Genomic DNA, 22,246 nt, shown 5'->3' on the forward strand with positions numbered 1-22,246 from the left:
GGTTTATCGTACCAAAGGAAGACGACCGTTACAATGAATCCGGCTTAAGCCGTCTCTACCCCGGGCTCCACTCCCATTAACGTGCTGTTTAAACAAGCCAAGAGCTCTGCCAGTTCTTTTTCAATCAGATCTAGCCGTTCGTTCCAGGCAGCCTGCTTTTCATGCTCCGTCCGGCGTACAGCTTCTGTCAAAGCCTTCTCCGCAGACGACATGTCTGATTCCGTTTCCAAAAGCATTTGAAGGACAGAGTCTTTGCTTGCAAATCCATTCATTTGCTTCCCTCCTTTTTGATCCCCTTCTATGGATTCTCCTCTATGCGCCCCCTCTCCTCCACAGCTGACAAAACTAGAAGCAAACCGCCAAAGAAACCCATTTTCCAGCCAAACGCGCCGCTTTCGACAAGTGATCTTGCGAAAAATGGTATGATCAGCGCTTTTTTGCAAAATCTAAAAGGGTAAGGAGGTGCCCGCTGTGGAAAACAACAAAAAGAAATCACCTGCGAAAACGAAACCTGATGCCAAACAAACAGACACACTGGATAAGAAATTAGGCGGACCTAACCGCCCGTCCACTTAAAAAGCAAGGAGAACCCTTGCTTTTTTCTGTTTTACCTCTTATTCAGCCAATGCTCCAGCGAAAACAATGCCTGCAGCTGCCTTCTTTTTTGAAAATACCAATCGGTGATTTCAATCGTTTTCGGGAGTTTTTCATCCTTGAACATCGCCTCTCTCTTTCCTCCGCGAAACCAATCGTATTTTAATCCGTCTAATGAATGGGCAACAACGGGATAACACGTTCTCAAAAACGGTGAGGTTCTGATTTTAACCCCTGCCCAGCGCTCCATATCAAAGCGCGACCCGGTATGCGGAACACATGATGTAAAATGAAAAAAACCGGGGAAAAGCTCGGGCGAAAATAGCAGCTCGCTTAATTGCTTGCCGAGCTTGATCCTTTCCTTTAAACTAGTGAAGCGTTTAACAGACACGCCGTAAAAAACGCCTTCAACCGTCGGAAAAATGACCGTGTTGAAGTGAAACCATTCACATAGCTGAAAAGGAATCGTCTGAAAAACATTCTTTTTAAACAAAGGATTTTGTATAATAGGAGTTTGGATAGTGTTTTGTTCATTTATAATGAGAGCGTACATGAGCCGCTTTTGATCGCGCTCATGCCAGAACCGCTCCCACTCCGTTTTCATAAATGAAGACACGCCAAATGAGGAGAGCAAATGAAACAGCGGCTGGCCAAGCTGCTTGGACCAATGGTATAACAGGAGCTGCGGATAGGCGTCCGAAAAAATCAGCCAGTTCGCTCTTTCATACGTTAAAAACAGCCATTTCTGCTGAAAAGCCGTAAGTCCGAGCTCGAATAAGCGCCCTTTTAAATCGGTCATCGACCAGCCGGCATTCCGGGAAACAAATGAAGCTAAAAGCGACCACTTGATTTCAGGATGGCGGTCAAAGTAGCGTTTGTAGGCATTTGTCCGTGAGATATTGTCCTTGTTCAGTTTTGCGGTCAGCTCTTGAATGCGGCTCGTCAGCTCCGCCGCGGAAAAAGTGTTGTGCAAGATCAGCCACTTCCGTTAGTATCTAGATTTTTTTGTAAAAGGAGGATGAAGAAAGTGATTCGTTACCCGAACGGCAAATCCTATCAGCCGAAAACAGCTGCCTCATCCTTGCAAAAGAAGCCGTCGTATTCCAATCGCGGCATGACCCTCGAAGATGACCTGAATGAAACGAATATGTATTATCAATCTCATTCGATTGCGGTCATCCATAAAAAACCGACACCTGTACAGATTGTCCAGGTCGATTATCCGAAGCGAAGCGCTGCGGTTATCAAGGAAGCATATTTCAAGCAGTCATCAACTACTGATTATAATGGGGTTTATAAAGGCCGCTACATCGATTTTGAAGCGAAAGAAACAAAGAGCCGGACCTCCTTCCCGCTTCAGAATTTCCACGATCATCAGATCGAGCATATGAAGCAGGTTGTGGCGCAAGACGGCATTTGTTTTGTTATCATATCCGCTTTTGAAGAAATTTATTTTTTGGAAGCAGAAAAATTATTTTATTTCTGGGAGCGGAAAAAGCAAAACGGAAGAAAATCGATCCGAAAAGACGAGCTTCAGGAAGCCGCTCACCCCATTTCACTTGGATACTCGCCAAGAATTGATTATATTAAGATTATTGATCAGTTGTATTTTTCGCCATCATAAATTATGATTTTAAAGTCATGTGAGCGGAAAGGTTTAACTACGAAAGGTTGAGATGTTATGTCAGATCAATTTAACAGCCGCCAGGAACGGCGAAAAGCCCAGCAGGGCAAAAGCAGGTCTAATACTCATTCTAAACCCAAGAAAAAGAAAAAAGCAGGATTGTTCAAGAAAATTCTTTTATCCATTTTAATCATCGGTGTTATCGGCTTGATTGCCGGGGGCGTCACTTTTGCGGTGATGGTAGCGGACTCTCCGTCCCTTGATGAAGCAAAACTGAAAACACCGTACTCTTCTACCATCTATGACAAAAACGGAAAAGAAATCGCCGAAATCGGTTCGGAAAAACGGACATACGTGTCGATTAAAGACATCCCGGATTCCGTTAAAAACGCATTTCTTGCAACGGAAGACGCGCGTTTCTATGACCACCACGGCGTGGACCCGATCCGGATCGGAGGAGCGCTTCTGGCAAACTTCGAAGGCGGATTCGGTTCTGAAGGCGGAAGTACGATCACACAGCAGGTCGTCAAAAACTCCCTTCTGTCACATGAAAAAACGCTGAAACGGAAAGTCCAGGAAGTCTGGCTGTCGTTCCAGTTGGAAAGAAAATATTCAAAAGACGAAATTCTTGAAATGTATTTAAACCGGATTTACTTCTCGCCGCAGGCCTACGGTGTCGGAAAAGCGGCTGAGCAGTTCTACGGGGTTACAGATCTAAACGACTTGACGGTCGAGCAGGCCGCAACGCTTGCCGGCATGCCGCAAAGCCCGAATAACTACAACCCGATCAAACATCCGGAAAAAGCCGAGAAACGGCGCAACGTCGTGTTGAGCCTGATGAATAAACACGGCTTTATCTCAGACGCAGAATACAACAAAGCGAAAAAAGTAGCCGTCACAAAAGGCCTTGTCTCTCCGAAGGAGTACGCAAAATCAACGTCCAACAAATACAGCGCGTTTATCGAGCAGGCCGTCGCCGAAGTGAAAGAAAAAGCGAACGTCACTCCGGGAACGGACGGACTGAAGATTTACACGACGATTGATACAGACGCACAGGATTATGTTGATGAGCTGATGGACGGCGATTCGATTCAGTATACCGAAAAAATGCAAGCTGGCCTCACCCTGCTCGATACAAAAACCGGAGAAATCCGCGCGCTCGGCGGCGGACGCGACCGGAAAGCAGGCGACTTTAATTATGCAGTAGATACGAAGCGTCAACCTGGTTCAACGATCAAGCCAATCCTTGACTACGGCCCTGTCATTGAGAACAAGAAATGGTCGACGTATGAACAGATTAAAGATGAAGCATACACGTATTCAACTGGAGATCCGATTAATAACTATGACAGAAAATACAGAGGCTGGATATCGATGAGAGAGGCGCTGGTCGATTCTCGAAACATCCCGGCTTTAAAAGCGTTCCAGGCAGCCGGCAAAGACAATATTGTAAAATTCGCAGGCAACCTTGGTCTTAACATAAATTCAGATGATTTAGTGGAAGCTTATGCAATCGGCGGTTTCGGAAACGGTGTGTCGCCTCTGCAAATGGCCGGAGCGTACAGCGCCTTCGGCAACAACGGCTACTACAATGAGCCTCATACCGTTACCGCGGTGGAATTCAATGATGGCACAAAGCTTGATTTGACGCCTGAATCAAAGGCAGCCATGAGCGATTATACCGCATTTATGATAACGGATATGTTGAAAAGTGCTGTTCAGCGAGGAACAGGAACAGCCGCACAAGTCAATGGCGTTACTGTAGCAGGTAAAACGGGTACGACGAACTTTACCGAGGACGACATTAGAAAACACGGCATAAATCGAAACGGAGCGAGAGATTCATGGTTCGTCGGCTATACGCCGCAATATACCGCAGCGGTCTGGACCGGTAAAGAAGGCTTTAATTCGCTGAGCATGAGCGAACAGCAAGTCGCCAAGCTCCTGTTTAAAAAGCTGATTGCCAAGGTTGACAACGGCAGCGGCTCATTTGAAAAGCCTGACAGCGTCGTTGAAGCGACTGTTCTAAAAGGCTCGAACCCGCCGGTGCTCGCGAGCAGCAACACGCCTAGCGATAAAAAAGTCACTGAGTACTTTGTAAAAGGCACACAGCCGACGACCGTTTCGAAAAAATATGAGGAAAAAGAAGATGCCGACAAGCCGTCAGGTTTGAGCGCAGAGTATGATGAAGCATCTAAGAGTATTAAACTTTCATGGTCATACTCCGGAGACGATGATGTATCATTTAAAGTCAAACAGTCTGTTGACGGAGGCGGATACAGCGAAATTCAAAACAGCAGCGCGAAAGAAGCCGTCATACCGAATGCAAAAGAAGGATCCGTCTACAGATTCCAAGTTACGGCCGTTACCGAAGATGGTGAAAGCGATCCAGCTTCTGTGACGCTTAAAGTCAACGCGGCTGAAGAGGATGAGTCAAAAGCGGACGATGAAAAGAAAAACGAGGATGACGAGAAGAAACAGGATGCTGATGATGCTCAAGACAAAGACAAACAAAATAACGGCAATTCAAATCAGCCGGATGATCAAAATTCAGGCAATACGGATCAAAACAATAAAAATCCGGGAAATACAGACCAAAACAACGGCAGAAAAGATGATGACGCCGATGATCAAGACAAAGATCAGAATAAAGACAAAGACAAAAACCCGGATCCAGGCAGCAATACAGGTGATCAAACAAATTCCAACGGTCAATCAACCGGCAACAATTAATCTAAAAAGCCACTCACAGTTTAGTGAGTGGCTTTTTTATGATTGATGGCAATATATTTATAAAATTGCTTTTTCATTTCCGTAAACAATTCGTCAAGCTGAATAAAACAATGGTACTGCGTCGGTTTCAGCAGGATAAACTCAAGGCGTTCCGTCCAGTTCATCGGCTTGGCTCCAAAATCCTTACGGGTGATGAGCTCCCAGTTGAGACTTTTGACAGGCTCCCCCATCGTCCAGTGGAAGCTTGCGATCAAGCAGCACACCCCGTGCAGCATATCATCCTGGCTGCACCTTGACTTTCTCGTTTTAAAGACGGGCAGAAGCTTTTCTTTTGTGCGTTCCCATGCTGCAAACAAAAGCGGGACCCATTCTTCCGCATGCTCCCACGGCTTGTCCTCTTCAGCGTCCTGAAAAAAATCATAGCAGAGCGGATTTTCCGAAAGAACGTCAAGCCTTTCGCCGGATTCCGGCCTTCTCTTCCGCAGCGTTATTTCGTATTCGTCCAACAGTGAAACGCTTGTCACGGCAGCTTCACCAGCCCTTTTTTATATCGTTTTTGCCCTTCCCTGCACAGAGAAAACAACGGGCATTCTTCACATTTCGGCCTTTGCGCCTTGCAATGATAGCGTCCGAAAAAGATCAAGCGGTGATGAGTGACGGACCACTCTGATTCAGGCACTTTTTTCATCAGCGTCTTCTCGACTTCCGTGACCGAATCCTTCCATCTGCAAATACCGAGCCTTTTTGAAACCCTTTCTACATGGGTGTCGACGGCAATGGCAGGAACGCCGAATGCTACGGAAACGACGACATTGGCGGTTTTTCTCCCGACGCCCGGAAGTTTCACCAGCTCATCGCGGTCTTTCGGCACTTCACCGCCGTATTCTTCCAGCAGCATTTTGCAGAGCTTTTGAATATTTTTTGCTTTGTTGCGGTATAAGCCGATCGATTTGATGTCCTGCTGCAACTCTTCAAGCGGAACAGCAAGATAATCTTCAGGCTTTTTATATTTTTTGAAAAGCGTTTTCGTCACTTTATTGACAAGCGCGTCTGTGCACTGGGCCGATAAAGCGACGGCGATGACAAGTTCAAACGGATTGTCATGGACTAATTCGCATTCTGCATCCGGAAACATTTCACCGATTGTTTCTAAACAAAACTCGATCTGTTTTTTTGTTAGCATGTCTTCACCTTTCACTTTATTGTTCAAGCCAATTGTAAAAAGGAACTTGTCTTGTATACTCCTTTTGCTCATTTTGCCGCGGAGCAGTCTTCCGCCTGAATCTTTGGCTGTAGTTGACGGCTTGTTCGACTGTTGAAACGCCGTTTTTCTTCCACTCAAACAGAATCCGGTCAATGTAGCGGAAATTTAGTTTTCCTGATATGACAGCTTCTTTGAGAGCCTGTTTGATCAGTTGTGCATCGTGATGATCCTGGTCAAGCCAGATGCTGAGCGTCTCGCATTCCAATGGTGACAGCGGCCGTGCAAATTCCTCTTCAAAGATCGTATAAAGGCTTTTCTGTTCGCCTTCATTTTGTTCGGCGAGCGTCTTCTGCTCGGCCATTTCAAGATGCTCAAACAGCTTGCCCCAGAGAGGTTCGAGCGAATATTTTTCAAACTTAATGCCGTTCTGGTCTTCGCATTCTTCTATATAGATGAAGCCTTTTTGAATGAACATTCTCAGCATGTTCATACATTGTTCGGTTTCAATCGACATCGTCTTGCTTAATTCCTCCGGCGTCGGAAAAAATGAACCTCTTTCAACATGCATTTTAATGTTTAAGAGCAGCATGAATTCTGTCTCATTTAAGCCTAGCTCCCGATAGTTCAAAAAAAGCAGATTCGGAATGGTGACAGATCCCATATCCTGCATCTTAATAAAGTGCTGTTTTTTCATTCGATACACCTCTTACCTTCCAGTATATCATGGATGACTGTGAAAAAGTCTCCTGCAATCAGGAGACTTTTTTCTTAAGGATATAAACGATTTAAAAGCCTTGGGAACGGAATCGTTTCGCGGACGTGCGGAGAGCCGCAGATCCAGGCAACCGTCCGTTCGAGTCCGAGCCCGAATCCTGAATGCGGAACTGAGCCGTATTTTCTCAGCTCTGCATACCATTGATAAGCATCGGATTCTAAACCGTGCTCTTTCAGGCGCGCTTCGAGAAGCTCAAGATCATGGATCCGTTCAGATCCGCCGATAATTTCACCGTAGCCTTCGGGCGCAATCAAGTCGGCACACAATACGACATCTTCCCTGTCAGGTGCAGGCTGCATATAAAACGGCTTTAATGAAGTCGGATAGTGTGTAATAAATACCGGCTTGTCATAGCTTTCGGCGATCGCCGTTTCGTGAGGAGCGCCGAAATCATCGCCCCATTCAATATCGTCAAAGCCTTTCTCTTTTAAGAACTGAAGCGCTTCATCATACGTGATTCTTGGGAAAGGCGCTTTGATAAGCTCGAGTTTGGAAGTGTCTCTGCCGAGCGTATTCAGTTCGATTTTGCAGTTTTCAAGCACGCTTTGGACGACAAAAGAAACATAGTTCTCTTGAACTTCAAGGTTTTCATTGAATTCGACAAACGCCATTTCCGGTTCGATCATCCAGAATTCAATCAGATGGCGCTTCGTTTTTGATTTCTCAGCTCTGAAAGTCGGTCCAAATGAAAAGACTTTTCCCAAAGCCATTGCAGCAGCTTCCATGTACAGCTGGCCGCTTTGTGAAAGATAGGCATCCTCGTCAAAATACTTTGTCGCAAAAAGCTCTGTCGTTCCTTCAGGTGCGCTTCCCGTCAAAATCGGAGGATCGACTTTAACAAAGCCTTCCTTATTGAAAAATTCGTATGTAGCGCGAATGATCTCATTGCGGATTTTCATCGTTGCATGCTGCCGTTTTGAACGGAGCCACAAATGTCTGTGATCCATCAAAAATTCTGTTCCGTGTTCTTTTGGTGTAATCGGATAATCTGTCGCTTCATGAATGACTTCAAGCGATGTAACAGCAAGCTCGTAGCCGAGAGGCGAACGCTCGTCTTCTTTGACGATGCCTTTTACATATAATGATGTTTCCTGTGTGACAGATTTAGCGGTTTGAAATGTTTCTTCATCCACTTCCGCTTTGACGACGACTCCTTGGATAAAGCCTGTCCCGTCTCTAAGCTGCAAAAACGCAATTTTGCCGCTTGAACGTTTGTTGGCGATCCAAGCGCCGATTGTTACTTCTTCACCAACATGCTTGTACACTTGGTTTATTGTTGTTTTCACTATCGTTTCCCTCCAAAACACGAAAGAATTCGGTTAAGACCTCATTCTTTCTGACGTCCATAACGTATATTATACCTTTTTTAAATCGATCAGGTCAATGCAGCTGACGTGCATGAAAAAAGCGCCCGCCTGCGGACGCTTTTTGTAACTAGCGGCTGCGATTCACGACAAAGCGGCGGATGCGTTCGACCGCTTCTTCCAAAAGTGACAGGGATGTCGCGTACGACAGACGGATGTTGTCCGGTGCACCGAACCCTGAACCAGGAACGATCGCAACTTTTTCTTCTTCCAAAAGCGCTTCAGCGAATTCATCAACGCTTGAAAAGCCGCACAATTCTGCCGCTTTTTTTGCATTCGGGAACAAGTAGAAGGCCCCTTCAGGCTTCAGGCATGTCAATCCCGGAATGTCAACAAGCAGTTCATACACTTTGTTCAGCCGTTCTTCAAAAGCTCTTCTCATCTCTTCAACAGGCTCGTTTGGCCCATTGTAAGCGGCAATGGCTCCATATTGAGCGACAGATGTCGGATTTGATGTACTGTGGCTGGCAAGGTTCGTCATCGCTTTAATGATCGGTTCGCTGCCTGCTGCATACCCGATTCTCCAGCCGGTCATGCTGTGTGACTTGGAAACCCCGTTGATGATCACGGTTTGGTTTTTAAGTTCTGGAGAAAGCTGTGCAATGGATACATGTTTTTTTCCGCCGTAAATCAGCTTTTCATATATTTCATCAGATACGATTAAAATGTTGCGGCGAAGGCATACTTCACCAAGAGCTTTAAACTCTTCTTCCGTATACATCATGCCTGTCGGATTGCTTGGGGAATTGATGATCACAGCCTTCGTTTTTTCCGTGACGGCTTTTTCAAGCTGTTCCGGAGAAATCTTAAAGTTGTTTTCCTCAAGGCCTTCAACAAACACGGGTTTGCCGCCTGCAAGCTTGACTTGTTCAGGATAGCTGACCCAGTACGGAGTCGGAATAATCACTTCGTCCCCTTCGTCGAGGAGCACTTGAAATAGGGTGTAAAGAGCATGCTTTGCACCTGTGCACACAATAACTTCAGATTGGCGGTATTCGATTCCCTGATCGCGCTTAAATTTTTCGCGGATGCTGTCTTTCAGCGCCGCAAGACCGCCGGAAGGCGTGTATTTGGTATGTCCTTCATTCATCGAACGGACTGCTGCTTCAATGATGTGCTCAGGCGTATTAAAATCCGGCTCTCCTGCACCAAGACCGATGACGTCGTGCCCTGCCGCTTTTAAATCTTTTGCTTTTGCAGTGATTGCCAATGTTGCAGATGGTGTTAACGCTGATACTCTTTTAGCTAGATTCAACTCGATTTCCCCCTGTTTCGTCTAAGGCGTAATATTTTTGTGAATTTTTCCGTTTATAAAGTCCACATAGCTTAAACTGTACTGCCCGTCTTTATTTAAGTATGTAACTTCCCACAATAGAACATTGCCTTCCCTTGCAAGGTGCACCTCTTTAAGCTCAGACATCAGGCCTTCATCCTGAACCGCTTTTGCAGCTTTGCTGCCGGTAATGCCGTCTGATGCTTTTTTGTAAATCGTTTTCTGCTTTTTGTCAGCAGGCACCCAAACATACATTTTGCCGCCTTTTTTGTCTGCCCCTGTGACAATGTACTGCTTTTCTTTTCCGACAAACGTCTCCACGCTGTCAACTTGTTTTAAGCCTGCTTCCTGCTTGGCTGTTTCGGCAGCCTGCTCGTGGCCGCTTTCTTTCTGATCCATTGCCGTACGGTAGACATTCGCTCCCGCAAGAAGTGCTGTTAAAATGATAATACCAAATATCAGTATGAAAATTAATGTTTTTTTGCCCATTTTCTGCTCCTAAGTACGATAAATCGTAAAAATGGCCTGTTTTTGATCTTCTTCATCGAGAGCAAGGCCGAACATGAGATCATCACGTTTGAGCGTACGGTTCAAAAGATCAACGATTTTATACAGGTCTTCTGAATGCTCGACGCTTACGGTAGATAGAATTTCGATTTTGTTTTCCATTTTTCAAATACCTCCGAACGAAACAATAATTGTAATTCATACTCTTTGTGCCAAAAGCCATACTAGTTGTTACAACGGGATAACCGTTTAAATAAACAGCCAAAAAATAAAACCTTAATCCACACCATTTAAGAGCCGCTTTATGCGGCTTTTAGCTATTTTTCCCGGCTATGTAGGCTTCAAGCTCAAGGAATGTAGGCTCCATGACTTTTGCAGGGGGCAGAGCCTTCATAAACACCTTGCCGTAGGAAGAGGTTCGGATGCGGCGGTCAAGAATAACGACCGTTCCGCTGTCTTTCTCTGAGCGGAGCAGCCTGCCGATCCCCTGCCTGAAAGCCAAGACAGCTTCCGGCAGAGATACCGCTTGAAACGGGCTTTCTCCCCTTCTCTTTGCCCGATCGCATTTGGCTGATTCAACCGGATGGTCAGGCGGTCTGAACGGCAGTCTTGCGATGATCAGCGTCGTCAGCTCGTCACCCGGAAAGTCAACGCCCTCCCAAAAATGGTTCGTTCCGAGAAGAACCGCATGGGGATAAGATTTAAACAATTTCATGACCTTGACGGGACTTCCGCCGGAAATCCCCTGAGCAAGGAGCTGACAAGGAAAGTCTTCCTCATTTTTTATTGTATGGTAGACGTCTCGCAGCATATCGTGAGACGTAAACAGGACGAGCACTTTAGCGTTTTTCTGTTTTGCAAGCGCCTTGACGTAACGCGTGACATCCTGAATATAGTCTCCCGGATCGTTTTGAATCGGGCTGACATCCGTCGGAATCATGATGTTCATATGCTTATCATAAGAAAAAGGCGACTCGATTTGCAAGGTCCTCGGATAGAAATCGCTTAAACCGAGCTTTTTGATCATATAGCCAAATGAGTTTTCGACGACAAGCGTCCCCGATGTGAGCACAACGCTTTTTTTCTCGGTGAAAAACCGGTCGGCCAGAATTTCGCCGGTATCAAGCGGTTGAGCGTAAATGGCAGCGGCGTTTTTTGCGCCCTTCGCGTCAATTTCGATCCAGACGACCTCATCTTCGACAGGGTCAAACATCAAGCGGCCGAGCGTCTTTCGATATTCTTCAAGTTCGTTCATGCACGAATCGTATTCGTCTAACAAAAACGCCTGGCGGCTGGTGAAAGAAGCCTGTTTTTCAGCGAGGCTTTTCTTTTGATCTGTAAACAGCCGATGCATGTCATACAGCATGGAACACAGTCTTCTTGCTCCTTCTTCAAGCCTGTTCCATGCTCTGCTTTCACCGGTTTCGCCGATCTTATATAAGAGACGGTTTAGATCGTTTCTTGGTTTCCTCCGCTTGACAAAAGAATGAACAGCCGTAAAGAATAGATCACTTTCTTCAAGAAGCTGAGCGAGCCATTCGTCCATTTGGAAAAAGGATTCTGATGAAATGCCAGCGGACCGGTAGAGCCGTTCGGCTTTTTTCAAAATCCCCCTTTGCTTGAGGGTGCCGAGCCGCATCAATCTTTTATGGAGAAAGACATAGTCTGCTCTTGCTCCATATTGTTCGCCCGCCGCACGTTCAAAATGATGAGCTTCATCAATAACGAACGTATCGGCATCTCCGGTATGGATTCGCTGATTGGCTTCGTCAGTCAACAGAAGCGCATGATTGGTAATGATGATATCAGCCTTCTGCGCCCGCGCTTTGGCTCTCTCATAAAAACACAATTTCCTTATGCTGCTGTTTTCTGCATATGAATGCGAATCATATGCCAGTCTGTCCCAGAGAAGCTTTCCGCCTGACGGAAGGTTAATTTCGGATAAATCGCCCGTTTCCGTATCTGTCAGCCAGACGAGAATTTGCGCTTTTGCAAGGACGCTATCATAATTGTCATCATCTTCCTGTAAAATATGTTTGAACTTACGAATGGATAAATAATGGGAACGGCCCTTTAAAACCGCGGCTTTTATCGGGAAAGGAAAAATCTTTTCCAAAAGCTGGATATCGCGGTTTATCATCTGCTGCTGAAGCAATGTCGTATATGTGCTGATCACGACCGGCTTGCCTGTTTGCTTGGCGTGGATTGCAGCCGGCACGAGATATCCGAGCGTTTTTCCGATTCCAGTAGCGGCTTCAATCAGAGCATGCTCATGATTTTGAAAAGCGGTCCAGACCTCCCGCATCATTTTTGTCTGTCCTTCTCTCTTGTCAAACCGGTCGTCCAATGAAGAAAGCCCACCGTCTTTTTCCCAAATGAGCGGCTCTGTCTGTGAGACCGGGCTCTTATGACCGGCCTCTTCATCCTCGCCTTCAGGGGTCCTGATCACAAAGGAACCGACCTTCATAAAGCCGGCCTCAAGTTCAGCATCGGCGCCCTTTTCAGCAATCAAACCGTCAAAAAGCTCCTGCGCGTCGCTGATCAAATGCCAAGACAGACGTCTGATTGATTTCAAAACAGGAATCGGCAGCCTTTTCAGTCTGTCCATCATATGTAAAAAGATCAAAGCGGTCACTTCTGCATCGCTGTCAGCCCTGTGCGGGTTTTCATGGCGAATCTGAAGCTCTTCGCTCAGTTCAGTTAATTTATAGCCGTCAAAACCCGGAAAAACGATTCTCGAAAGCTCAACCGTATCGAGAACGCTGCATTCAAGCTCACCAAAGCCGGCCAGCTGCAGCTCATGTTTTACAAAAGCAAGATCAAAATGAATGTTATGAGCGATAAAACAGCTGTCATGAAGCAGCTCAAAAATATCTTCGGCAATCGCCGAAAATGGTTCTTCATTTTCAACCATTTCATTCGAAATTCCCGTCAGCTGCTCGATAAAAGCGGGAATCGGCTGATTGGGATTCACATATTTGGAGAAACGTTCGGTCATTTGTCCATTTTCAATCACAACCGCTGCAATTTGAATGATTCTGTCGCCTTTTTTCGGCGAATTCCCTGTCGTTTCCACATCAATGACCACATATCGTTGATTGTTCATTCAATGGACACCTCAATTTCGATACCTTCGACAAAAGTGTAACACGTTTTAGAAAGGTGCGGGGGAAAAGCTTCACCTTTTACTCTTTCTAAACGATATGAAAGCCCCCTAAAGGCAAGGGGGCTACAGAATGGTACGGGCTGGCTCCTGACCCAGCATTTCCTCGATTTCGTTTCTCTCGTTCAAAACGGCAACCTTCGGCTTATGGGTCTTTGCTTCCTCTTCAGACATCATGGCATAAGAAACGATGATGACGACATCTCCTACCTGGACAAGGCGGGCGGCAGCTCCGTTTAAACAAACGACGCCGCTCCCCCTTTCACCGGGAATAATGTACGTTTCCAGCCGGGCCCCGTTATTATTATTTACAATTTGCACTTTTTCATTTGCCATCATTCCGACGGCATCCAGCAAATCTTCATCAATTGTCACGCTGCCGACATAGTTCAAATTGGCCTCCGTCACTCTCGCTCTGTGAAGTTTTGCGCTCATTAACGTACGGTACATCACAAATCCTCCTTTTGATCTGCCGGGATATCGACGATGATATTATCAATTAAGCGGGCTTTGGAAAACTGAACGGCAACCGCTATGATGACCTTTCCAGTCAATGGTTCCCTGATCACCAGATCGGGATATGAATAAATATCCGCATAATCAATGACACCGCTCGTTTTTTCAAGAATGCTCCGAACCTCTCGCTTAACGGCCTCTGGGTCCCTCTCTCCATCGCGGATCAGCTCGGCGCCGCGCTGAAGGGCCTGATAGAGAGCGGGTGCTTCCTGCCGTTCTTCAGCTCGCAGGTTGACATTTCTTGAGCTTTTGGCAAGCCCGTCTTCTTCCCGTTTTGTTTCGACCGGGATCAGCTCAATATCCATAAAAAAGTCGTTGATCAGCCCGTCGACAACGGCAACCTGCTGCGCATCCTTCATGCCGAAATAAACCCTTGTCGGAGACGTGAGATTGAACAGCTTTGTGAGCACTGTTGCAACACCGTCGAAATGCCCTTCCCTTGAACGGCCGCAAAGGACATCCGTCCTCTTTTTCACGCTTGCGGTAACCGTCGGCTCCTGGCCGTACATTTCTTCAGGCTCAGGGGTGAACAAAACGTCCACTCCGCCGTCGGCCGCAAGCTGCCGGTCTCTTTCAATATCTCTCGGGTACGCTTCATAGTCTTCTCCCGGACCGAACTGCATAGGATTGACAAAAATGCTCATCACGACAATATCGTTGTCTTTTCGCGCTTTTTCCACAAGCGACATATGGCCTTCATGAAGGAAGCCCATTGTCGGCACAAAACCGATAGTTTTGCCTTCTTTGCGGTAATTTTTCGTTACATTTTGTATATCTTTTGCTGTATGGATCTGAATCATGCCTATTTCCCTCCGTATAATCCTTCGAGAACTTGATGATCGATACGGAACGAATGAGCATCTTCAGGAAACACACGGCTTCTGACATCCTCAACATATCCCCGAAGCGCTCTTTCAAGCGGCTGATCGATTTGCGCATATTGTTTTACAAATTTAGGCGTACGTCCCACTCCGTGTCCGACAACATCGTGGTAAACGAGAACCTGTCCGTCCGTACCCGCTCCTGCTCCAATGCCGATGACAGGAATCGTGAGCTCCTTTGAAATGCGTTCAGCAAGCGCTGCCGGGACGCATTCGAGAACAAGCGCAATCGCACCTGCTTCTTCACAGCGCCTGCTGTCTTCAATCAGCTTGCGGGCGCTTTCTTCGTCTTTCCCCTGAACTTTATAGCCTCCCAGGACACCGACGGATTGAGGAGTCAAGCCTAAGTGGCTGACAACAGGTATACCGCCGCGTGTTAAAGCCGTGATCGTCTCAAACACACCGTCGCCGCCTTCAAGCTTCAAAGCATCGGCACCGCTTTCCTGAACGATCGCCGCAGCATTATTCAGTGCGCTTTCCAAAGAGCAGTGGTAAGACATAAATGGCATATCTGTTACAACAAACGTATCTTTTGCACCGCGTTTGACGGCTTTTGTATGGTGGATCATATCAGCGACCGTCACAGATACGGTCGAGTCAAGGCCGAGCACCACCATGCCGAGCGAATCGCCGACAAGGATCATATCGACGCCGGCCTGTTCGGCAAGCTTTGCCGCCGGATAGTCGTAGGCCGTCAGCATGACGATCGGCTCTCCCTCTTGTTTCATTTTTAGAAAATCAATTTTTGTCTTCATGTTTTCTCCTCCTCTTTTTCAGAGGAGATGAGCTGCCGTATTTGCATCTGCATCTTTTCGGACAGCAAAAAAACCTTCCGGTAAGGAGAAGGATTTTAAATCGTCCGTGTTCGGCAAGAATCATCCCTCTGTCCCAGTCCTTTTTGGATCAAGGCAGACTGTTTTTTTTATGAGTTGCATGTTTTCCAGGTGCAGTTCCCAGAGGATACTGCCCATCCGAAGTATACCAAAAACGCTCGGGTCCTTCCAACTATGACGGATTAATATCGATATCGGCAGAGTATATTTTTTTGATGCCGTCACTCGTTTCCAGGATCAAGACGCCTTCTTCGTCTATTCCCAGCGCTTTTCCGTGAAACGTTCCGTTCAGCGTCCTGGCCGTCAATTCGCGGTTCAGGGACAAAGCGTAGCTCTCCCATAAAAGCTTGATCGGTTCGAAACCGTAGGCGAGATAGTCTTCATACCTTTTTTCGAAAATTGCCATTATTGTTTGAATCAAAGCCGCTCTGTCGATTTTTTCACCGCTTGTGAGACGAAGGCTTGTCGCTGTTTCTTTTAATTCTTCAGGAAAGTCGCCAGCAAGCTGATTGACGTTGATCCCCGTTCCGACAATGACGGAATGGACCTGATCGGCTTCCGCCTGCAGTTCGGTTAAGATCCCGACCACTTTTTTGCCGTTGATCAAAATATCGTTCGGCCATTTAATTTCGGCTGCGATGCCGGTTTGCTCTTCGATTGCCTGAACGATCGCGACAGCGGCTAAAAGCGTCAGCTGCGGCGTTTTTTGCACGGGCATTTCAGGCCTTAAAATGATGCTCATCCAAATGCCGTTTCCTTCCGGTGAATGCCATGCTCTCGCCATTCTTCCTCTTCCTTCTGTCTGCTTGTCGGCAACGATGATCGTTCCTTCCGGCGCACCGTTGTTTGCTAGTTCATGAGCGATTTTTTGTGTTGATGAAACGACATCCTGAAAATGGATGGTTTGTCCCATTTTTTTCGTTTTTAACCCGAGCCTGATTTCATCTTCGGTGATTTTGTCAGGTTTTTTTATCATTTTATAGCCGAGCTTTCGGACCGCTTCAAGTTCATATCCCGATTTTCTCAGATCTTCGATATGCTTCCAAACGGCGGTTCTCGAGCATCCGAGCTCTTCGCTGATTTTCTGGCCTGAAATGAATTCGCCGTCGGCCTCTGTAAACAATTGAATGAGTTTCTTTCTTAAATTTGACTGCATGAATCCAGCCACTCCTCTATGGCTTTTTTTTGATTGGCAAGCTCCCCGTTTAACACGGCCCGCTCAATCCGTTTCAAATCATCGGAGACCCATTTCCCGGCCGGCTTGTTTCTGAAATTCAGCAAATCGCTTCCAGACACCGCCAGGTCTTTCAGGCTTTTAATCGGAAGCGCGCGGTACGACTGTCTGATTTCAGCCAGCCGCTGTTGATCGATTGCCTGCTTGTCCCTCAAGCTGCGAATGGCGAAAGCGGACAGCAGCGTCTCTTCCCCCGCCTCATACATCGAGACGGCATCCCATTTTTGATCGATCCGTTCAGCCGTCAGGAGCGCCTGTTTTATGACTTTCCCCGGTAGCTTCCACCCTTTTAAAAATCGGTGCGCTTCAGCGGAATCGATCGATATCATGTGAATGAAAGCCGCCCATATATCAGCTCTTTTTTGAAGTTGATGAAAAGGAAAAGCTCGGGCAGCCAGAACGCGCTCCTTTTTGCCGTCCAGCCCCGGAAGCTCCTTGTAAAGCCCTGTTTCGGCCGCTGCTTCCAGAGCCCGGTCCGCTGCTTTTCCTTTTAAAAGCTTTTCGAATTCAACCGTTTTCCGCTCTGTAGAAATATGGGCCAATAGCAGACGGTTTTCGCAAATCGCTTTTTTTGTATTTGGAGAAAGCTCAAACTCGAGCTGACTCATAAAACGAAGCGCCCGCAACATGCGAAGCGCATCTTCGTGAAAACGCTCCGCCGGGTCGCCGACCGTTTGAATCAATTTTTCCCGTATGTCGCGGAGTCCGCCGAAATAGTCGATCAGTCTGCCTTGTTCATCCATCGCCATGGCATTAATCGTCAGGTCCCGCCTCTTCAGGTCTTCCTTCAGCGATTTGATAAACTGAACGCCGCTCGGCCTTCTGTAATCCTCGTACTCAAGCTCAGCGCGAAAGGTTGTCACCTCATAGGATTCTCCCTCAAAGAGGACGATGATGGTTCCGTGTTCCTTTCCGACATCAACGGTTTTCGGAAAAATGGCTTCAATTTCTTCCGGGGATGCATCTGTAGCGATGTCAATATCACCGACATCCCGGTTCATTTGGGCATCCCTGACGGCTCCGCCTACAAAGTAGGCCTGCCGGCCGTGTTTTTTCAGCTCACGAAGGAGAGGAAGAGCCTTCAAAAAGAGATCCTCCATTGTCACACTCCCAGTCTGTTAATTGTTGATAAATTTCCTCATATTGCGCGATGATTTTGTCGGAAGAAAAGCGCTCCTTGATGCTTTGCAGAGCCGCTTCCGCAAAACGGCGCTGCAGGCTTTCATCAGTCAGCAAATGGAGCGCCTTACTAGCCGCGCCTTCAATATCTCCTACATCGACCAAATAACCGGATATACCATTTTTGATCACCTCAGGAATCCCCCCGATATTTGTGCCGATGCACGGAACGCCGCAGGCCATCGCTTCCAGCAGCACTAAACCGAAGCTTTCCTTCTCGGACAAAAGCAGCTTTAAATCGCTGATGGCGTAAAGCTCTTCCACGCTGTCCTGTTTGCCCAGGAAAAGAACGTCGTCTTTTAATCCGAGCTGTCTGACAAGCTGACAGATGACGGTCATTTCCGGCCCGTCACCGACGAGAATCAGCTTCGATTTCATTCGTTTGACAATGCGGCTGAATACATGGATGACGTCCTGTACGCGCTTTACCTGTCTGAAATTGGATACGTGGATGATCACTTTTTCATCAGGGGCAATGCCGTACTGCTCTTTCAACGAATGATACTCCTGTTTTTTTAAATACACGCGCTCATCCACAAAATTATAGATCGTTTCGATTTTTTTGTTCGGTTTGATCAGATCATACGTTTGCGCGGCAAGAGCCGAAGAGACTGCGGTAACGCGGTCAGACGATTCGATCGCAAACTTGATCAGGTCTTTTAATGACGGATCATAGCCGAGAACGGTTATATCTGTGCCATGCAGCGTTGTGACTGTTTTAATGTTTCCGTTCAGCATTTGCTTCGCTAAAAAAGCGGAAATCGCGTGAGGCACCGCGTAGTGGGCATGCAGAACATCAAGCTGTTCCCGCTTTGCCACCTCCGCCATTTTGCTGGCCAAAGCCAAATCATACGGCGGGTACTTAAACACGGCATATTGATTGACTTCGACTTCGTGAAAATAGATGTTGGAATACACTTTATTGAGCCTGTACGGAACACTCGATGTAATAAAATGAATTTCATGTCCTTTTTCCGCAAGCAGTTTGCCGAGCTCGGTGGCGATAATTCCTGATCCGCCGACACTCGGATAACACGTGATTCCGATTTTTAACTGTTTCATCATCCGCCCCCAAATAAATCGTTGTTTAACAGAAGAGTCCGCTTTGAAAAAAACCCTTCCGCGTATGCGACGCCGACCTCTTTTCCCAATAGCTTTTCCCTGGCTTCGACCGTTTCAATATATCCGTTCGTCAGCGGTGTTTCAACCGACTGCCGGGAACGGGTGAACTGGCTCTGATAAGCAGCAAGGCTTTCCTTTTTTTGATTGATCGTTTCGGAAATGTCGATGACAAATTCAGGTTTGTGAAAACCGTTGATCATATAGTAGTACACGTTTTGGACTTTATGGGCCGGCTGTTTTTCTGCATCTTCGTATTTATGTATTCCAGCGGAAAAGACCGCTTCTTCGACGATTTCCGCTGCGTGCCCGTGATCGGGATGCCGGTCCTTTGGATAAGGAACAAAGACAAGCTTCGGCTTATGTTTCCGAATGACGGCAACCGCTTCCCTGATCGCCGCCTGGCTGGGAAACAGGCCCCTGTCCGGCAGCGTGAGGGAAATCCGCGGACTGGCGCCGAGAATTTCGGCCGCCAGCGCCGCTTCGCTTTTTCTCGTTTCGACTGTTCCGTTTGAAGACAGTTCAGCTTGGGTTAAATCGCAGATTCCAATTTGAAAGCCTTTTTTAGTATATTTGGCAATGGTTCCTCCCATGCCGATTTCTACATCATCGCTGTGCGCACCGAAAGCCAGTATATCAAGCATCGCGATCCCCGCCGTGGATAATGTTTCTGAATTCAAACGCGCCTTCCTCGACAGATCGGATTAAGATTTCCGCCGTTCCCATGTTGGTGGCGAGCGGAATGGCATAAACGTCAGACAAGCGGATAAGAGCTGACACGTCAGGTTCGTGCGGCTGGGCCGTCAGCGGGTCTCTCAGAAAAATCACAAGGTCGATGTCATTTTTCGCGATCAAAGCGCCGATCTGCTGGTCTCCGCCAAGCGGCCCCGATTGAAAGCGCTCGACAGGCAGCCCTGTCGCTTCGGTGATTTTTAAACCTGTCGTTCCTGTCGCAAACAGCTCATGCTTTTTTAAAATGTCTTTATAAGCGGTCGTCAGCTGAATCATATCCTGTTTTTTTCGGTCATGGGCAATTAAGGCGATTTTCAAAGCGATTTCCCCCTTTTTGTTACTCTATGATATTTTCAAGGCCGTAGACAAGCTGATCGATTTTCATTACTTGTTCAACAGCCAGTTTCACACCAGACATAAAAGATGTGCGATTGTATGAATCATGACGGATTTTCAGGGTTTGGCCGTCTCCGCCGAACATCACTTCCTGATGGGCGATCAATCCCGGCAGACGAACGCTGTGGAGACGGATTCCGTTTTGATCGGCGCCTCTTGCTCCCGGCAGAATTTCCTTTTCATCCGGGTGCCCCTGCGTTTTCGCTTCGCGAACAGCCGAAATCATTTCCGCCGTTTTCAAGGCCGTTCCGCTTGGTGCGTCAAGTTTTTGATCATGGTGCTGTTCAATGATTTCGACATCGGTAAAATAGTTGGCAGCCATTTGTGAAAACTTCATCATCAGCACGGCTCCAAGCGCGAAGTTTGGTGCGATAATGGCTCCGATTCCCTTATCATCGGTCAGTTCCGTAAGCTCGTTCAAGTCGCTCTCAGAAAATCCTGTCGTTCCCACAACAGGACGGACGCCGTGCTCCAATGCGATTTTTGTATGTAGCTTGCCGATTTCCGGCGTTGTCAAATCAATCAGAACGTCCGGAGCCGTTTCTGAAAAGCATTCGGTGATGTCGGTGTAAATGACGGCATCTGAACTTGACATCATCACATCTGACAGCTTTTCACGGTTATATGTACGGTCGATTGCACCGACAAGCTCAAAATGTGTGGTTTCTTCAACAAGTTTGACCGCTTCGCTTCCCATTCTTCCGCGCGGTCCAGCTATTGCGATTTTAATGGTCTCCTTTTGCATCTTGATTCTCCTCTACTTTCCTTCTTCTTTTCTTGTCCAGCGGTCTTTGTCACGGGTGTTGAACTTCTCCATGACCATATCATGCGCTTCATCCAATGATATATGAAGCGAATTCGCAAGACAAACTAAAACGAACAATACATCGCCGATTTCTTCATCGATCTTTTTTTCCGATTCGGTTTTTTTCTTCGGTTTTTCGCCGTAATGATGGTTGATCTCCCTCGCCAGTTCGCCAAGCTCTTCCGTCAGCCTGGCCATCATGGCAAGCGGACTGAAATAGCCTTCTTTAAACTGGCCGATATATTCGTCAACCTCACGCTGTATATCTTTCATCGTTTTTTCTTTCGTCATGCTGACAAAACCTCCTGTCATCTCTTACATGTTAGCGAATTCAAACAAGTTTGACAAATGTTTAAGACGGGTTTGCTGTTTTAAAACGGATACACTATAATATTAACGCCAGCTTATGGAAGGAAAGGAGTTTTTTTATGTTCGGAGACATCAGAATGAAGAACGTCCTGTTTATTTTAGCAGGCGCTGCTGTTTTTTCCTTTGGACTCGTTCATTTTAATATGCAGAACAACTTGTCGGAAGGCGGTTTTACCGGCATTACCCTGCTGCTTTATTTCCTGTTTAACATCGATCCTTCCATATCCAATCTGGTGCTGAACATCCCGGTCTTCTTCATCGGCTGGAAACTCCTCGGCAGAACAGTCTTCTCATATACCATTCTCGGCACAGTCAGTCTGTCGGTGTTTTTATGGATTTTTCAGCGCTTCCAGATTCATATGCCGCTTCAAAACGATCTTGCGCTCGCGGCTCTTTTTGCAGGCGTGTTTATCGGCACCGGATTGGGCATTATTTTCAGATACGGCGGAACAACGGGCGGCGTCGATATTATTGTGCGGCTGATCAACAAATATTTTCAAGTGCCGATGGGCAAAGCCATGTTTGTGTTTGACGCCTGCGTCATTACATTATCCCTTATTTTTTACCTTTCCTATAAGGAAGCGATGTACACGCTTGTTGCCGTATTTGTCGCCTCAAAGGTCATCGACTTTATGCAGGAAGGCGGTTATGCCGCAAAAGGCGCAACCATCATTTCTGAAAAGAACGACCAGATTCAGCGAAAAATCATTGAAGAAATGGAAAGAGGCGTCACGGTTTTAAAAGGTCAGGGGTCTTATACGAAAACCGAGCGGGACGTTTTATACTGCGTCGTTCCGAAAAATGAGGTTTTCCAGCTGAAAAACGTGATTACCTCGGTCGATCCGCACGCTTTTGTAGCCGTCAGCGACGTACACGACGTTCTTGGAGAAGGTTTTACGCTTGATGAGAACAAAAATCCCATCACACGCTGATTGAAGATCAGCA

24 protein-coding genes are annotated in these 22,246 nt (G+C 46.9%); 4 read left to right on the forward strand and 20 right to left on the reverse strand.

Going from position 1 to position 22,246, the window contains the following annotated elements:
* Positions 1-44: 44 nt before the first annotated feature.
* Positions 45-272 carry a YppD family protein gene (locus MKX80_RS11785; protein ID WP_154994776.1) on the reverse strand — a complete coding sequence of 76 codons (228 nt, stop codon included), beginning with the start codon at positions 270-272 and terminating at the stop codon, positions 45-47.
* A 199-nt stretch (positions 273-471) separates the two neighbouring features.
* Here MKX80_RS11785 and sspM point away from each other — a divergent pair, with 199 nt between their 5' ends.
* A complete protein-coding gene (gene sspM, locus MKX80_RS11790; RefSeq protein WP_009328007.1) occupies positions 472-576 on the forward strand; it encodes an acid-soluble spore protein SspM in 105 nt (34 codons plus the stop codon).
* 31 nt (positions 577-607) lie between these two features.
* Here the strand turns inward: sspM and MKX80_RS11795 are convergent, their stop codons facing one another.
* Positions 608-1,540, reverse strand: a complete 933-nt coding sequence (locus tag MKX80_RS11795; RefSeq protein ID WP_234113221.1) for a DUF2515 domain-containing protein — start codon at positions 1,538-1,540, stop codon at positions 608-610.
* A gap of 81 nt (positions 1,541-1,621) precedes the next feature.
* On the opposite strand from MKX80_RS11795, the gene recU reads away from it, so the two are divergent.
* A complete protein-coding gene (gene recU / locus MKX80_RS11800; protein ID WP_003182896.1) occupies positions 1,622-2,218 on the forward strand; it encodes a Holliday junction resolvase RecU in 597 nt (198 codons plus the stop codon).
* Between the two features lie 57 nt (positions 2,219-2,275).
* Positions 2,276-4,951, forward strand: a complete 2,676-nt coding sequence (locus MKX80_RS11805) for a PBP1A family penicillin-binding protein (protein ID WP_234111909.1) — start codon at positions 2,276-2,278, stop codon at positions 4,949-4,951.
* Positions 4,952-4,971: 20 nt separating this feature from the next.
* Here MKX80_RS11805 and MKX80_RS11810 read toward each other — a convergent pair whose 3' ends face one another.
* The 18 genes from MKX80_RS11810 to MKX80_RS11895 all read right to left on the reverse strand — a co-directional run bounded on the left by MKX80_RS11810 (position 4,972) and on the right by MKX80_RS11895 (position 21,223).
* Entirely contained in the window at positions 4,972-5,442 is a 471-nt protein-coding gene (locus tag MKX80_RS11810) for a YpoC family protein (protein ID WP_234113222.1), read from the reverse strand.
* A gap of 29 nt (positions 5,443-5,471) precedes the next feature.
* Positions 5,472-6,134: an endonuclease III gene (nth, locus tag MKX80_RS11815; RefSeq protein ID WP_023857420.1), complete on the reverse strand. Its 663-nt coding sequence runs from the start codon at positions 6,132-6,134 to the stop codon at positions 5,472-5,474.
* A gap of 16 nt (positions 6,135-6,150) precedes the next feature.
* A complete protein-coding gene (locus MKX80_RS11820) occupies positions 6,151-6,849 on the reverse strand; it encodes a DnaD domain-containing protein (RefSeq protein ID WP_176274731.1) in 699 nt (232 codons plus the stop codon).
* A gap of 74 nt (positions 6,850-6,923) precedes the next feature.
* On the reverse strand, positions 6,924-8,216 hold the full coding sequence (gene asnS / locus MKX80_RS11825) for an asparagine--tRNA ligase (protein WP_154994765.1): 1,293 nt from the start codon (positions 8,214-8,216) through the stop codon (positions 6,924-6,926).
* Positions 8,217-8,364: 148 nt separating this feature from the next.
* Positions 8,365-9,549 carry a pyridoxal phosphate-dependent aminotransferase gene (locus MKX80_RS11830; RefSeq protein WP_339226842.1) on the reverse strand — a complete coding sequence of 395 codons (1,185 nt, stop codon included), beginning with the start codon at positions 9,547-9,549 and terminating at the stop codon, positions 8,365-8,367.
* A 21-nt stretch (positions 9,550-9,570) separates the two neighbouring features.
* A complete protein-coding gene (gene tseB, locus MKX80_RS11835; protein ID WP_154994761.1) occupies positions 9,571-10,056 on the reverse strand; it encodes a cell wall elongation/penicillin-binding protein regulator TseB in 486 nt (161 codons plus the stop codon).
* Positions 10,057-10,065: 9 nt separating this feature from the next.
* A complete protein-coding gene (locus tag MKX80_RS11840; protein ID WP_003182913.1) occupies positions 10,066-10,236 on the reverse strand; it encodes a YpmA family protein in 171 nt (56 codons plus the stop codon).
* Positions 10,237-10,387: 151 nt separating this feature from the next.
* Entirely contained in the window at positions 10,388-13,180 is a 2,793-nt protein-coding gene (gene dinG, locus MKX80_RS11845; RefSeq protein ID WP_268324304.1) for an ATP-dependent DNA helicase DinG, read from the reverse strand.
* Between the two features lie 123 nt (positions 13,181-13,303).
* Complete coding sequence (panD, locus tag MKX80_RS11850; protein ID WP_003182918.1) at positions 13,304-13,687, reverse strand: aspartate 1-decarboxylase; 384 nt, start codon at positions 13,685-13,687, stop codon at positions 13,304-13,306.
* Entirely contained in the window at positions 13,687-14,553 is an 867-nt protein-coding gene (gene panC, locus MKX80_RS11855) for a pantoate--beta-alanine ligase (RefSeq protein ID WP_182070470.1), read from the reverse strand. The genes panD and panC overlap by 1 nt, the downstream gene beginning before the upstream one ends.
* 2 nt (positions 14,554-14,555) lie before the next feature.
* Complete coding sequence (gene panB / locus MKX80_RS11860; RefSeq protein ID WP_234111912.1) at positions 14,556-15,389, reverse strand: 3-methyl-2-oxobutanoate hydroxymethyltransferase; 834 nt, start codon at positions 15,387-15,389, stop codon at positions 14,556-14,558.
* A 250-nt stretch (positions 15,390-15,639) separates the two neighbouring features.
* The gene (locus MKX80_RS11865) at positions 15,640-16,623 is read right to left on the reverse strand and encodes a biotin--[acetyl-CoA-carboxylase] ligase (protein WP_076792582.1); all 984 of its coding nucleotides are present in this window, start codon (positions 16,621-16,623) and stop codon (positions 15,640-15,642) included.
* A complete protein-coding gene (locus MKX80_RS11870; protein WP_234111913.1) occupies positions 16,608-17,801 on the reverse strand; it encodes a CCA tRNA nucleotidyltransferase in 1,194 nt (397 codons plus the stop codon). The genes MKX80_RS11865 and MKX80_RS11870 overlap by 16 nt, the downstream gene beginning before the upstream one ends.
* Entirely contained in the window at positions 17,761-18,942 is a 1,182-nt protein-coding gene (bshA, locus tag MKX80_RS11875) for an N-acetyl-alpha-D-glucosaminyl L-malate synthase BshA (protein WP_154997888.1), read from the reverse strand. The genes MKX80_RS11870 and bshA overlap by 41 nt, the downstream gene beginning before the upstream one ends.
* Positions 18,942-19,649, reverse strand: a complete 708-nt coding sequence (gene bshB1 / locus MKX80_RS11880; RefSeq protein WP_261763601.1) for a bacillithiol biosynthesis deacetylase BshB1 — start codon at positions 19,647-19,649, stop codon at positions 18,942-18,944. Before bshB1 ends, bshA begins: the two co-directional genes overlap by 1 nt.
* Entirely contained in the window at positions 19,636-20,049 is a 414-nt protein-coding gene (gene mgsA, locus MKX80_RS11885) for a methylglyoxal synthase (RefSeq protein WP_154997886.1), read from the reverse strand. Before mgsA ends, bshB1 begins: the two co-directional genes overlap by 14 nt.
* A gap of 19 nt (positions 20,050-20,068) precedes the next feature.
* On the reverse strand, positions 20,069-20,872 hold the full coding sequence (gene dapB / locus MKX80_RS11890) for a 4-hydroxy-tetrahydrodipicolinate reductase (RefSeq protein ID WP_154997884.1): 804 nt from the start codon (positions 20,870-20,872) through the stop codon (positions 20,069-20,071).
* A 12-nt stretch (positions 20,873-20,884) separates the two neighbouring features.
* A complete protein-coding gene (locus MKX80_RS11895; protein WP_023857432.1) occupies positions 20,885-21,223 on the reverse strand; it encodes a nucleotide pyrophosphohydrolase in 339 nt (112 codons plus the stop codon).
* Positions 21,224-21,360: 137 nt separating this feature from the next.
* Between MKX80_RS11895 and MKX80_RS11900 the strand changes: the two genes are divergently transcribed.
* Positions 21,361-22,233, forward strand: a complete 873-nt coding sequence (locus MKX80_RS11900) for a YitT family protein (RefSeq protein ID WP_023857433.1) — start codon at positions 21,361-21,363, stop codon at positions 22,231-22,233.
* Positions 22,234-22,246 lie beyond the last annotated feature (13 nt).

It is taken from the genome of Bacillus sp. FSL K6-0972 (assembly GCF_037976035.1).
GTDB lineage: Bacteria > Bacillota > Bacilli > Bacillales > Bacillaceae > Bacillus > Bacillus haynesii.